Source organism: Niabella insulisoli (genome assembly GCF_039652435.2).
In the GTDB taxonomy this organism is placed as follows: Bacteria; Bacteroidota; Bacteroidia; order Chitinophagales; family Chitinophagaceae; genus Niabella; species Niabella insulamsoli.
On record NZ_CP190246.1, the window covers coordinates 2,917,463 to 2,930,310 of the forward strand.

14 protein-coding genes are annotated in these 12,848 nt (G+C 43.1%); 13 read left to right on the forward strand and 1 reads right to left on the reverse strand.

The window, feature by feature from the left end; translation table 11 throughout:
• Positions 1-281: 281 nt before the first annotated feature.
• The 13 genes from ABDK00_RS12115 (at position 282) to ABDK00_RS12175 (ending at position 11,242) form a co-directional block, all read left to right on the forward strand.
• Entirely contained in the window at positions 282-737 is a 456-nt protein-coding gene (locus ABDK00_RS12115) for a DUF305 domain-containing protein (RefSeq protein ID WP_346237136.1), read from the forward strand.
• Between the two features lie 54 nt (positions 738-791).
• Positions 792-1,355, forward strand: a complete 564-nt coding sequence (locus ABDK00_RS12120; RefSeq protein WP_346237135.1) for an AraC family transcriptional regulator — start codon at positions 792-794, stop codon at positions 1,353-1,355.
• A gap of 70 nt (positions 1,356-1,425) precedes the next feature.
• Positions 1,426-1,833 carry a GxxExxY protein gene (locus tag ABDK00_RS12125; RefSeq protein ID WP_346237134.1) on the forward strand — a complete coding sequence of 136 codons (408 nt, stop codon included), beginning with the start codon at positions 1,426-1,428 and terminating at the stop codon, positions 1,831-1,833.
• A gap of 272 nt (positions 1,834-2,105) precedes the next feature.
• Positions 2,106-4,418: a heavy metal translocating P-type ATPase gene (locus tag ABDK00_RS12130; RefSeq protein WP_346237133.1), complete on the forward strand. Its 2,313-nt coding sequence runs from the start codon at positions 2,106-2,108 to the stop codon at positions 4,416-4,418.
• A 4-nt stretch (positions 4,419-4,422) separates the two neighbouring features.
• Positions 4,423-4,638, forward strand: coding sequence for a heavy-metal-associated domain-containing protein (locus tag ABDK00_RS12135; protein WP_346237132.1), 216 nt, complete (start codon positions 4,423-4,425; stop codon positions 4,636-4,638).
• Between the two features lie 59 nt (positions 4,639-4,697).
• A complete protein-coding gene (locus ABDK00_RS12140; protein ID WP_346237131.1) occupies positions 4,698-6,950 on the forward strand; it encodes a multicopper oxidase domain-containing protein in 2,253 nt (750 codons plus the stop codon).
• 39 nt (positions 6,951-6,989) lie between these two features.
• Positions 6,990-7,619, forward strand: coding sequence for a class I SAM-dependent methyltransferase (locus tag ABDK00_RS12145; protein ID WP_346237130.1), 630 nt, complete (start codon positions 6,990-6,992; stop codon positions 7,617-7,619).
• A gap of 67 nt (positions 7,620-7,686) precedes the next feature.
• Entirely contained in the window at positions 7,687-8,838 is a 1,152-nt protein-coding gene (chrA, locus tag ABDK00_RS12150; protein ID WP_346237129.1) for a chromate efflux transporter, read from the forward strand.
• A gap of 83 nt (positions 8,839-8,921) precedes the next feature.
• A complete protein-coding gene (locus tag ABDK00_RS12155; RefSeq protein WP_346237128.1) occupies positions 8,922-9,365 on the forward strand; it encodes a DinB family protein in 444 nt (147 codons plus the stop codon).
• A gap of 70 nt (positions 9,366-9,435) precedes the next feature.
• Complete coding sequence (locus ABDK00_RS12160; protein WP_346237127.1) at positions 9,436-9,762, forward strand: metalloregulator ArsR/SmtB family transcription factor; 327 nt, start codon at positions 9,436-9,438, stop codon at positions 9,760-9,762.
• Positions 9,763-9,804: 42 nt separating this feature from the next.
• Positions 9,805-10,275, forward strand: coding sequence for a DUF6428 family protein (locus ABDK00_RS12165; protein WP_346237126.1), 471 nt, complete (start codon positions 9,805-9,807; stop codon positions 10,273-10,275).
• A gap of 50 nt (positions 10,276-10,325) precedes the next feature.
• Complete coding sequence (locus ABDK00_RS12170; RefSeq protein ID WP_346237125.1) at positions 10,326-10,742, forward strand: arsenate reductase ArsC; 417 nt, start codon at positions 10,326-10,328, stop codon at positions 10,740-10,742.
• A 77-nt stretch (positions 10,743-10,819) separates the two neighbouring features.
• The gene (locus ABDK00_RS12175; RefSeq protein WP_346237124.1) at positions 10,820-11,242 is read left to right on the forward strand and encodes a VOC family protein; all 423 of its coding nucleotides are present in this window, start codon (positions 10,820-10,822) and stop codon (positions 11,240-11,242) included.
• A 12-nt stretch (positions 11,243-11,254) separates the two neighbouring features.
• Here ABDK00_RS12175 and ABDK00_RS12180 read toward each other — a convergent pair whose 3' ends face one another.
• A complete protein-coding gene (locus ABDK00_RS12180; RefSeq protein ID WP_346237123.1) occupies positions 11,255-12,841 on the reverse strand; it encodes a sulfatase-like hydrolase/transferase in 1,587 nt (528 codons plus the stop codon).
• Between the last annotated feature and the right edge of the window lie 7 nt (positions 12,842-12,848).

Genomic DNA, 12,848 nt, shown 5'->3' on the forward strand with positions numbered 1-12,848 from the left:
GGTAAAAAAGAAACGCTGTTTAAACAAAACTTATGACAACTTTGAAAATTGTATTATTTGCGATAGGGCTAATAGTTAGCCTTTATTGGATATTAAAAGGACGCAAAAAAAATAAAAATGCATTAAGCAGTAGCGTAAACTGGCTTTTGCCGCTGGCCTTCCTGCTCCTACTGATCAAAAGCATCAGAGATCTATTGTAATGCCTGAATGGAAAATTTGGCACTGAAAAATTTCAATGGTCCAACTTTTGATAGGTTTTATCAGGACTAAACTCTTTCGACATGAAAAACAGGAATTATCGCAAGCTTTTTGCAACGATGGCAATTTCCCTGCTCATTATGTATTTCATTATGTTCTTAAATATGGATAGAGCGGCACATTATCATACCAGCCTGACCCGGGCTTATATGGCCATTCTTATGGTAGCGCCCATGGCTATTCTCATGATCATGATGATGGGAAAAATGTACGCTAGTAAAAAGAAGAACGGTTTAATTATCATTGCTGCTATCATTGTGTTCGCAGCGGCGCTGACAGGCTTACGGACACAAACACCTGTGAATGATATACAATATATGAAGGCCATGATTCCCCATCATTCATCCGCGATCATGACCAGTAAGCATGCACATATTCAGGATCCGGAAGTCCGAAAACTTGCAGATAGCATCATCGCATCTCAAGAGCGTGAAATTCGGGAAATGGAAACAATGATCAGGCGGCTGAAGGGGCGATAATGAAAATCTGCCCGGAAGATTTTACCTTTGTGCGGACACGACCCCATCCGAAAAATGACAACAATTTTCATCAAAAATATGGTTTGCAACCGCTGCATTATGGTGGTGCAAAATCAGCTGGACAAGTTAGGTATAGCAGTAAAGAGTATCAGGCTTGGAGAAGCCGTATTGGAAAACAACCTATCCCCCCAAACAAAACAAAACCTGGAAGCTGCGCTCGTTCCGCTCGGCTTCGAGATTATAGACGATAAAAAAAGCCGGATTATTGAGAAGATCAAAAACATAATTATTGATCAGGTACATTACCAGGATAGTGAACTCAGAACAAATCTTTCGGATTTACTGAGCAGCCGCTTGCATCACGATTACCACTATTTATCCAACCTTTTTTCGGAAGTAGAAGGCACGACCATTGAGAAATATTTTATTGCTCAGAAAATAGAGAAAGTAAAAGAATTGTTGGTATATGATGAACTAACGCTGAGTGAAATTGCCTTTCGGCTAAATTATTCAAGTGTGGCTTATCTCAGCAATCAATTTAAAAAGGTAACCGGCTTATCTCCCAGTCATTTCAAAAACATCAAAGACCATCGTCGCAAGCCCCTGGACGGCGTTTAGGCTGAAGGGAGTGAATGTAATCATTTAATTATCGATATCTTCATGGTTCGTTAACCAAAACACGCTAACCATGACGAAGAAACAAGTCACTCAATTATCATATGAGATAACGGGCTTTGCTATTAAAGTCCATAAAGCATTAGGTCCGGGTCTTTTAGAAAGTGTGTATGAAAAATGCCTTTATTATGAATTACAAAAGAATGGATACCAGGTAAGACAACAAGTTTTTGTGCCCGTTTTTTATGATGATATTGTTCTAGATACCGCACTCAGGCTGGATTTGCTGGTAAATGACACAATAATCGTGGAGCTCAAAGCAGTCGAAGCCATTCATCCCGTTCATGAGGCCCAGCTTATAACCTACCTGAAACTTCTAAAAAAACCGCAGGGACTATTGATTAACTTCTTCACCGATAATATCACGAAAACCCTGAAACCCTTTGTTAATGAGTATTTCAAAAGATTACCCGATGGATAGGTGACTGACCAAACATTGAAACCATTAAGAAGTTAAGATTGGAGCACATTAAAAACTCTTAATGACCCTTAATGCTCGAACGGTTCCATAACTTAAAACCATTAAGAAGTTAAGATAGTGCAGAGTAAACAATCTTAATAACCCTTAATGCCTTAATGTTTCCTTGATTCCACATCACACAACATTAAAATATTACAACTCAAATCCATAATTCCATAACAATTCGCCCTCCATTTGTTGCCAACTTTGTAGCATCAACTAATTCTTAAAAAATGGCAAATAATCACAACCTAATAAAAGAAACATTCCCGGTGCTGGGCATGACATGCGCCTCTTGCGCAAACAGTACAGAAAGCATCGTAAAAAGTCAGCCGGGAGTCATTTCTGCTTCCGTCAATTATGCTACCGGCCTGTTGAATGTAACGTATCAACCAGCTACAACAACGCCCTCGCAGCTACAAAAAGCGGTACAGAGCATAGGCTACGATCTGTTTATCGAAAGGGAAAGCAGCCAGCAGGAAACACTGGAAGCTATCCATGAGAAAAAATTCCGCCAACTCAAGGCAAAAACACTTTGGGCCATTCTGCTTTCCTTACCAGTTGTCATTATTGGCATGTTTCTCATGCACATGCCCTATGCGAATGAAGTGATGTTCCTTTTTGCAACGCCGGTCGTACTGTGGATTGGCCGCGATTTTTTTAAAAATGCCTGGAAGCAGGCACAGCATCGTGCCGCCAATATGGACACTTTAGTGGCCTTAAGCACCGGCATTGCTTATTTATTCAGTGTATTCAATATGCTCTTTCCTGATTTTTGGTTGGCAAAAGGATTGGAAGCGCATGTGTATTTTGAAGCGGCGTCCGTTATCATCGCCTTTATATTATTAGGTAAACTTTTAGAGGAAAAAGCCAAAGGCAATACTTCTTCGGCCATTAAAAAACTCATCGGACTTCAGCCCAAAACCGTCTTGGTTATTCAAGCGGACGGTACCGAAAAAGAAATCGCAATTGAAAATGTAAATACAGGCGACATCCTATTGGTAAAACCCGGAGAAAAAATTGCAGTCGACGGCATGGTGACTCAAGGCCATTCTTATGTGGACGAAAGCATGCTCAGCGGCGAATCCATCCCGGTAGCGAAGGAAGCCGGCGTTAAAGTCTTTGCAGGCACGATCAATCAGAAAGGCAGCTTTCGGTTCGAAGCGGTGAAAGTAGGAAAAGAAACCATGTTGGCACAGATTATCAAAATGGTACAAGATGCACAAGGCAGCAAAGCGCCGGTTCAAAAACTTGTTGATAAAATCGCGGGAATTTTCGTCCCGGTCGTCATCGGCATCGCCATACTCACTTTTGCTCTATGGGTCATTCTTGGCGGAAACAACGGGCTGGTTCAGGGTTTGCTGGCGGCCGTAACAGTGTTGGTAATTGCCTGTCCGTGCGCCTTAGGCCTCGCTACACCAACGGCTATTATGGTGGGTGTTGGCAAGGGCGCCGAAAATGGTATTCTTATAAAAGACGCCGAAAGTCTCGAACTGGCTAAAAATGTAACCACTATCGTTTTGGATAAAACCGGCACCATCACCGAAGGTAAACCACAGGTAGCGGGAATGAAATGGCTCGAAAACTTCGAAGCCGAAAAGAATATTCTTTTAAGTATCGAAAAGCGATCAGAGCATCCGCTTGCAGAAGCGGTCGTTAGATACCTCGATGATGCCGCTACTGTCCCACTCCTTTCTTTTCAAAGCATTACGGGAAAGGGCGCTACCGCTACGTATGACGATCAAATCTATTTTGTAGGAAATAAAAAATTACTGGTTGAAAATAAGATTGAAATTTCCACGACCTTGGCCGACCAGGCTAACGAATGGAATAAACTGTCAAAGACAGTCATCTGGTTTGCCAACGGTTCAGAAGCGTTATCCGTTATTGCCATCGCTGATCAGATTAAGGAGACATCGGTGAGTGCTATTAAAACATTGCAAGACATGGGAATTGATCTGTATATGCTCACTGGCGATAATGAGGCTACTGCAAAAGCTATTGCTGTTCAAACGGGCATTCCCCATTACAAAGTAGAAATGTTACCGCAATACAAAGCAGATTTTATAAAAGAATTACAGCAGCAGGGAAAAGTCGTAGCGATGGTGGGCGACGGTATCAATGACAGTACGGCGCTGGCAACCGCAGACGTAAGCATTGCTATGGGTAAAGGATCCGATATCGCGATGGACGTTGCAAAAATGACCATTATATCTTCTGATCTAAATAAAATTCCGCAAGCCATAAAATTGTCTAAGCAAACCGTAGCCACGATAAAACAAAATTTGTTCTGGGCGTTTATTTACAACCTTATTGGCATACCCATTGCAGCAGGCCTGCTCTATCCCATCAATGGCTTCTTGCTAAATCCCATGATTGCAGGAGCGGCCATGGCCCTGAGCAGTGTAAGCGTTGTGAGCAATAGTTTAAGATTGAAATGGAAAAAGCTCGGGGGCGTAAATCTTACAAATCAAAAACAAAATAGTGTAACACCCGCTGCCGGAAGGGACGCTAACTTTGACACCATTCATCACCAATTAAATTAAAAAAATGGAAAATAAGGAGCTAAAATTCAAGACTAATATCAATTGCAGTGGCTGCGTTGCGGCGGTAAAACCTCATTTGGATCAGGCGACGGGAGTTGACCACTGGAAAGTAGATACCGTCCATAAAGACAAAATACTCACCGTAAATGCGGCAGACATCAGCGCTGATAAAGTCATTAAAACTGTTGAAAATGCAGGCTATAAAATAGAAGCAATTTGAAACAATTAAATTACCATAACATTAAAACTTCCTTACCTTTTTAAAGTGAAAATTATAAAATGGATTTTCAAAAAATTGTTTACAAAAAAGTGCTGCCGCTAACAATTTGTCTGCTTCTTATGGGTTTCATTAGTGTTGCGCAAAAAGTGATTCGATATGATTTATACGTAAACGACACGGTGGTGAATTTTTCCGGAAAAGAAAAAAGGGCCATTGCCGTAAACGGACAAATACCCATGCCCACTTTGACTTTCACCCAGGGCGACACGGCTGAAATTGTGGTCCATAATTTATTAAAAGAAAATACGGCGCTTCACTGGCATGGCGTGCAGCTACCAAATACCGAGGACGGCGTTCCATTTCTCACGCAAATGCCCATAAAGCCAGGGACAAGTCACACCTACCGCTTTCCTGTCAAACAAAACGGCACCTACTGGTACCACAGTCATGCGGGTTTCCAGGAGCAAATCGGCATGTATGGCTCTTTGGTATTTTTGAAAAAGGCGAACGACACAACATTCCGGAAAGGCATAGACGACCTTCCTTCCGTTTCCCTTACGCTCAGCGAATGGACGGATATAAAACCTCATCAGGTGCAGCGCATGCTAGCTACAGGCAACGAATGGTTTGGCATCAAAAAAAATACAGTCCAGAGCTATGCCGAGGCCATCAAATCGCACCACTTCAAAACAAAAGTTACCAACGAATGGAAGCGTATGGAAGCGATGGACGTTAGCGATGTGTATTATAATAAATTTTTGATCAATGGTAACAACGAAAGTCAATTAAAAGACTTTAAAGCCGGCGACAAAGTGCGGCTGCGCATCTCCAACGCCGGTGGCTCCTCCTATTTCTGGGTCTCTTATGCAGGGGGCAAAATGACCATCGTTGCCAACGACGGTAATGACGTAGAGCCGGTTGAAGTGGATCGCCTGATCATCGGCGTTTCAGAAAACTACGATATAGTAGTGCAGATTCCGGAGGACAACCATGCTTACGAACTGCTTGCAACGCCCGAAGACCGTACAGGTTATGCTTCCCTGTTTTTAGGGAATGGCACCAAAAAAGAAGCATATAAGCTGCCGCGGCTCTATTATTTTGAAGGTATGAAAATGATGAACGGCATGATGAAAATGAATGGCGACATGGATGACATGGGCATGGAAATGAGTTTACAAAAGATGGATATGAACGCGGTCATGTATCCCGAATTGAAAAAAAAGAAGGCCATGGCCGAAATGAAAATGGACCACGCTTCCATGAATCATGCCTCTCATGCAATGCCTACCGCCTCTGGCGAGCTGGTCACCCTAAACTACAATATGCTTGCCGCTCCTCACAAAACAACGCTAAGCGCCCAAGCGCCGGTGAAAGAGTTGCGTTTTGAACTTACGGGAAATATGAACCGATATGTATGGAGCATGGATAATAAAGTGCTGTCAGAAACGGATAAGATCCCGGTGAAAAAAGGAGAAGTACTGCGCATTACACTCTATAATAATTCCATGATGCGCCATCCCATGCACCTACACGGTTACGATTTTCGCGTGCTAAATGACAAGGGCGCCTATGCTCCTTTGAAAAACGTACTGGACATTATGCCGATGGAAACCGACACCATAGAATTCGAAGCTAACACCGAAGGCGATTGGTTTTTCCATTGTCATATTCTCTACCATATGATGGCTGGTATGAATCGCGTGTTCGCGGTCGGCAATTATAAGAACCCGCTGATCCCCGATCCAGCAACCGCGTTTAAACATTTACAACGTGAAAGCAATATGGCTCATTTTATGGCGCAGAATGATTTTGCGACTAACGGCAACGACGGCGAAGCAATGCTGCAAAATACACGGTGGAGCCTCGGCACAGAATGGCGGCTGGGTTATAACGACGGGCATGGTTATGAAGTGGAAACACATTTGGGCCGCTACCTGGGCCGCATGCAATGGTGGATGCCCTTTGTCGGATTTGACTGGCGATACCGGAAAATGGGAAGAGATGAACATGAAAAAAATATATTTGGACAAACCAACAAAAAAGATAACCGCGCTGCTGTGAGCGTAGGACTGGTTTATACGCTGCCCATGCTGATCAATTTGCAGGCAGAAGTTTATCACGATGGAATTGTCCGGCTCTCACTCATGCGCGAAGACATTCCTGTAAGTCGTAGATTGCGCGCTGGCTTCATGGTCAACACCGATCGGGAATACATGGGCGAACTTAAATATATCATCAGCAGGAACTTCGGTGTTCGCGCACACTATGACAGCGATATGGGCTTTGGCGCAGGACTGTCTTTAAATTATTAGCTTCGCGCGATCAATATCAAAACTATCATCGCATAAAAAATGACAACCTTCGATCGAAAAAAACATTGGGAGCACATCTACCAAACAAAGGAGCTCGCTGAAGTAAGCTGGTACCAGGCGGTACCCGAACCTTCGTTAAATTTTTTGGCACAGCTCAGCCTTCCGCTCAACGCCAGCATTATCGACATTGGTGGCGGCGACAGTTTTTTCGTTGATCATCTTCTCGATAAAGGATTTAAAAACGTGACCGTTCTTAATATCTCTGAAGCAGCAATTGCTAAAGCCAAAAAGAGACTGGGTGATAAATCTAAACAGGTCACGTTGATTGTTACAGATATTGCCAACTTTCAGCCGACAGAAAAATATGACTTTTGGCACGATAGGGCGGCCTTCCATTTCCTGACAGAAGAGGCCGAGATTTTGCGTTATATCGAAACCGCTAAGCAAAGCATAACGACAGATGGTGCTCTCGTTATAGGCACTTTTTCTCAACAAGGACCAGAAAAATGCAGCGGCATTGCCATCCAGCGATATTCTGAAGCCGCTATGACTCGCCGTTTCCAAACTTTTTTTGATAAAATAAATTGCGTCGCAGTGGAGCACCACACACCTCTAAATACCTTACAACATTTTATCTTCTGTTGCTTCAAAAAAGCAAAAAAATTATAATCGCTCATGGTATCTTTGATACTTTTTACGGCTATTATTGAAGCTATAAAATAAGTTGTCCATTGTAATGTCAGTACCCGTAACAGAAAATTCCGAAGACAAAGTGCAGCGATTAAAAGAAATTGCTTTTTCTTGTCTTAAATTGGGAACCATCGGTTTCGGTGGCATCGCGGGGATGGTGGCTACCATCGAAAATGAAATGGTAGTTAGAAGAAAATGGATCGACCATCAACATTTTATGGATGTGCTGAGCGCCTCCTATATTATCCCCGGGCCTAACGCCGTTGAAGTTGTGATGCATTGCGGTAAAGAAAGAGCAGGAAGAGCAGGATTAGTCGTGGCGGGCGTTTGCTACATATTTCCTGCAATGATCATCTGTTTATTGTTTGGCTTTTTTTATAAACGCTACAGCGCCTTACCCGATGTTCAAACTTTTATTTACGGTATACGACCCGCCACAACCGCGCTTGTGATTGCGACTGTCATTCGGCTGGCGAAGCAAACCGTTAAAAAAAATCTATCGCTGATGGGTCTTTGCGTATTGGCTTTCGCCGGCTCCTTATATGGCTTAAACGAAGTGCTCCTGATTATTGGAATCGGCATTATAAACTACCTTATCCATTTGAGCAGGGACAAAATGCGTGTATCGACCCGGATAGTAATGGTTCCCGCCTTAATACAGGCCAGCGCCCGCTTTTCGGAAAGTAAGCTTTTTTTTATCTTTTTAAAAATTGGTGCGGTTCTTTATGGTAGCGGGTACGTCTTATTTGCTTATATGGATGAAGCGCTTGTTCGCAAAAACCATTGGCTTACCCGTCAGCAACTGATGGACGCTATCGCTGTCGGCCAAATTACGCCGGGCCCGATATTATCAAGCGCCACTTTTGCTGGGTATCTCATACACGATATCAGCGGAGGTATTATCGCAACCGTGGGCATTTTCCTTCCCTCCTTCTTTATTTCCTTCTTCATGCACCGCATACTTTCTTCCGCCAGGAAGCATCCAAACCTTCGACTGTTTTTAGACGGGCTTAGCGCGGCTTCCGTTTCGATTATTGCCGTGGTAGGTTATCATTTGTTCAACACCTCTATCCGGGAATGGCAGGGAGCTGTTATCTTAGCCCTATGCCTGGTATTAACTTTCTTCTTTAAAAAATTGAGTACGCTTATTATTATTCTAACAGGAAGCATAGCCGGATTCATATTGCTGCATTTGTAACGCCGCTTTTAACTAAATTTTTTCGGCCGAAATTTTCAATTACAAATAAAACAACATTTTCGCTTATCAAAAACCGTAAGCCCATGCAGTCATTCTTCAAAGAGCTTTTTGAATATAGCCATCATTATAACCAGGAAATCTGGAAAGTGCTCGTCGACCAGCCCGAAGCCAATATGAGCAGGTCATTAACACTTTATAATCATATCCTCAATGCGCATCATATCTGGAACAACCGGATCCGGCACACCACGCCGCTCTTTGCCGTATGGGAGGAGCGCACCATCAACGGAGAAAAACAGGTGGACACCGCGAACTTTGAACTTTCCCTTCAAATCCTGGAGGAAATAGATTTGGAGAAAGTGGTCCGCTATACCAATAGCCAGGGACAACCCTTTGAAAATACCGGGCGCGACATTTTGTTTCATATTATCAATCATTCCACTTATCACAGGGCGCAGATAGCCACAGAATTTCGCCGCATCGACGTCGCTCCTGTCATGAGCGATTATATCTTTTACAAACGCTAAAAAATGTATATCGAGAAAAAAGCTGAAAAAGAAATTTTATATCGTAATATTGCAATATTAAAATCATTATATGGGCGCCACTAAAACGGCATATTTCAGTGAACAGCAAAACCAAATCGCCACACTGGCGAAGGCTCTTGGCCATCCCGCCAGAATAGCGATTATCGAATACCTGATAAAGGTGAACGAGTGTATTTGCGGCGATATTGTCAATCAGCTTCCGCTCGCGCAGCCTACTGTTTCCCAGCATTTAAAGGAACTTAAAAACGCCGGCATCATAAAGGGAAACGTGGAGGGCAACTCGATCTGTTACTGTATCGACGAAAAAAAAATCAGTATGCTGACTAAATATTTTTCCAAGGCATTACAGTCTGCGGCCAAAACAAAATGTTGTTAAGCCTTTAAATCAATCTTCATCTTTATTCAAATTTATTTACCCATGAATTTATCTACCCTTAAACAAATACTACACTCGATCGAAAACGTTTCTTTTAGATTAGAAAACGGATCCGCTGTGCCAGCACATTTTCATATCACAGAAATAGGCATGGTGAGCAAAAATTTTATTGACTGCGGAGGAAAGATCCGCAATGAAAAAGCCATCAGCTTTCAACTTTGGTACGCCACCGATTACCAGCACAAGCTTTCTCCCGAAAAACTTTCGGCCATTATCGGCACTTTTGAAAGGCAGGTATCGAGCGAAGATGCAGCCATAGAAGTAGAATATCAAACCGATACGATCGGAAAATATGACCTCGATTTCGATGGTGAAACTTTTATACTGAAAAATAAAAATACGGCCTGCCTCGCCGAGGATCGTTGCGGCATTCCAGTTCACAAACAGAAAAAAGATCTTAAAGAGTTGGCAACGACGGCGAATTCCTGCCAACCGGGATCGGGCTGCTGCTAAACGATAAATCTTAAAAAATTCAAATCTCTCATCACCTATAATATCTTAAAATGAAGAAAAAAATATTGGTGCTTTGCACCGGAAACAGCTGCAGGAGCCAGATCGCGGAAGGTTACCTAAAACATTTTGCACAGGGACGTGCCGACATTTACAGCGCCGGCGTAGAGACACATGGAGTGAATCCCAGGGCTATCGAAACCATGAAAGAAGACGGCATCGACATTTCAGGCCACACTTCAAACAATATAAATGAATATAAAAATATCAACTTCGACTTTGTCATCACCGTTTGCGATAATGCCAAAGAACGCTGTCCATTCTTTCCTCCAACCGCTCAAAAATTTCACCACAATTTTCCGGATCCCGCGAAAGCGCAGGGATCGGAAGAAGAAATAAAAGATCAGTTTCGGGAAGTAAGGCAAATGATCAAAGTTTACTGCAAAGACTTTATTGACAAAAATCTGTAATTTAACGCCTCGTAATCAGACTTCTAAACCCTCAAGCTGAACAAATGGCAAAAAACAAACTCGTCCAAATGCATAATATGGGAATCGTAGTAGCCTCTCTGGACAAGGCCATTTCGTTTTTCGAAGAGCTGGGCATGATACTCGAAGGATCGTCGACGGTCGAAGGCGCCTGGGCCGGGCGTGTTACCGGCTTGGGCGATCAAAAAGTGGCCATTGCCATGATGGCTACTCCTGATGGCCATAGCCGCCTTGAAATTTCTCAATTTATCATTCCTGAAGTTATAGCCGATCATCGCAGCGCTCCTGTGAATGCATTGGGCTATTTACGTTTAATGTTTGAGGTTGAAAATGTTGACGAAACCGTCTCGCGACTCGCTAAACACGGAGCCGAACTTGTTGGGGAAATTGTTCAGTACGAAGACGTGTATCGCCTTTGCTATATCCGTGGCGTTGAAGGATTACTTATTGGATTAGCAGAAGCTTTGCATAAAGGAAAATAATTCGGCCGCTGGTTATAGTTGTACTTTTCGCAATGCTTTGGCATCCGAAAACCAGCCATTATTTAAATCTCCATCACATTTTTGCAGCAACTGCTTTTTAAGTTCGTTTAATTTTTCAGGATATTGCGCAGCCTTGTTTTGCTGCTCTTTATAATCATCAGGCAAATAATATAGCTGAAATATTTTTTTGGGCGCAAAATACCTCAGCTTCCAACCATCGCTTGTAATCAGCGCCGGCCCCATAAAAGAAGCGAAAGCAATTGATTCGTGGTGCTGCTCACGAGCCGTCTTCTTTTGCTGCAATGTCGACAAATAAGATAGGCCATCTTTTTTTTCATGAATGGATACTTTCAACAACTCAGCCATTGTCGCTAAAAAGTCATAGTTCGTCACCAGCTTATCGCTTGTAAAACCCTGTTTAAAATGACCGGGCCAGCTTACAAACAAAGGCACTTTTACGCCGCCATTCCAATTGCTGCGTTTCAGTCCTGCCATGCCATGGTTTCCGTCAAAAATATCACCACCGGTTTCACTGAAATATTTAGTGCTGATATTGTCTAAAGGAGCATCGGTTCTTATATCTCGATTGGCTTTCGTCACACGGCCTTTGTAAGCGGTGTATAATTCGTGGCCATTATCGGCCGAAAAAATCAATATCGTATTTTCCGCCATACCGAGCCGCTCCAACTCATGTTGAATCACTCCTAAATCGTCATCCAATCTTTTCACCATGGAGGCGTAGGCTTTTTCAATGTCCGTCAAGTCCTTCCGAAAGGCCAGTTCTGGGTGAATCGCCGGAATGGCCACCGGCCCATGAGGTAGTTGGGTAGGATGGTATAAGAAAAAAGGCTGGTGTTGGTGATCCCTTATAAACGCGAGTATTTTTTGCAAGAATAAATCCTGGGAATACACTTGCTTTCCGTTCATGTCCCACCGTCCCTTTTCCTGCAGTGAATCCGAGCCCCACTCGCCCGTCTTTCCGGCATCGGGGTCGGTATTCCCGGGAATAGCAATGCGCTTTCCATTTTCATGTAAAAACATCGGGTAGAATCCATGACATTGCTGATGATCATAATAGCCATAATGATAATCCCATCCGTGATGATCGAGCTGCTTTTCGGTCGTTGCAAACCCATAATCTAATTTACCTATCTGGCCGGTTACATATCCCGCGGCTTTAAATAGTTGTGGCAGGTATTGCACCTCCGGTTCGTTTCCTATCGCTCTGTTAACTGCTTCCTGGGCCTGAAGATCGCTTATCTCGCCAGTAGCCGTTCTCCTGTAAATGCCGGCTGCGGTAAGTACATATTTGCCCTCACGACAATCATTATAACCTGTAAGAAAAGTAGCTCGCGAAGGCGCACAATAAGCACTGGAATAAGCATTTTCAAACACAACGCCCTGCTTTGCCAGCCGGTCGATATGGGGAGTGGTGAAGTATTTTTGACCATAGTAAGACAACATTCCCTCTCCGAGATCATCTGCCATTATAAAAATGACATTTGGCTTTTCAGTTGAATGTTTACGCGGTTGCGCAAAAAGAGCGACATTGTATCCAAATACTATCCAGATCAATAACCTAATCATTTTTCCTTTCATCTTTTAT

Excerpts from the sequence above, each read along its gene's own strand:
- ABDK00_RS12115 (WP_346237136.1), top strand. The coding sequence starts at position 282 with ATGAAAAACAGGAATTATCGCAAGCTTTTTGCAACGATGGCAATTTCC.
- ABDK00_RS12120 (WP_346237135.1), top strand. The coding sequence starts at position 792 with ATGACAACAATTTTCATCAAAAATATGGTTTGCAACCGCTGCATTATG.
- ABDK00_RS12125 (WP_346237134.1), top strand. The coding sequence starts at position 1,426 with ATGACGAAGAAACAAGTCACTCAATTATCATATGAGATAACGGGCTTT.
- ABDK00_RS12130 (WP_346237133.1), top strand. The coding sequence starts at position 2,106 with ATGGCAAATAATCACAACCTAATAAAAGAAACATTCCCGGTGCTGGGC.
- ABDK00_RS12135 (WP_346237132.1), top strand. The coding sequence starts at position 4,423 with ATGGAAAATAAGGAGCTAAAATTCAAGACTAATATCAATTGCAGTGGC.
- ABDK00_RS12140 (WP_346237131.1), top strand. The coding sequence starts at position 4,698 with ATGGATTTTCAAAAAATTGTTTACAAAAAAGTGCTGCCGCTAACAATT.
- ABDK00_RS12145 (WP_346237130.1), top strand. The coding sequence starts at position 6,990 with ATGACAACCTTCGATCGAAAAAAACATTGGGAGCACATCTACCAAACA.
- chrA (WP_346237129.1), top strand. The coding sequence starts at position 7,687 with ATGTCAGTACCCGTAACAGAAAATTCCGAAGACAAAGTGCAGCGATTA.
- ABDK00_RS12155 (WP_346237128.1), top strand. The coding sequence starts at position 8,922 with ATGCAGTCATTCTTCAAAGAGCTTTTTGAATATAGCCATCATTATAAC.
- ABDK00_RS12160 (WP_346237127.1), top strand. The coding sequence starts at position 9,436 with ATGGGCGCCACTAAAACGGCATATTTCAGTGAACAGCAAAACCAAATC.
- ABDK00_RS12165 (WP_346237126.1), top strand. The coding sequence starts at position 9,805 with ATGAATTTATCTACCCTTAAACAAATACTACACTCGATCGAAAACGTT.
- ABDK00_RS12170 (WP_346237125.1), top strand. The coding sequence starts at position 10,326 with ATGAAGAAAAAAATATTGGTGCTTTGCACCGGAAACAGCTGCAGGAGC.
- ABDK00_RS12175 (WP_346237124.1), top strand. The coding sequence starts at position 10,820 with ATGGGAATCGTAGTAGCCTCTCTGGACAAGGCCATTTCGTTTTTCGAA.
- ABDK00_RS12180 (WP_346237123.1), bottom strand. The coding sequence starts at position 12,841 with ATGAAAGGAAAAATGATTAGGTTATTGATCTGGATAGTATTTGGATAC.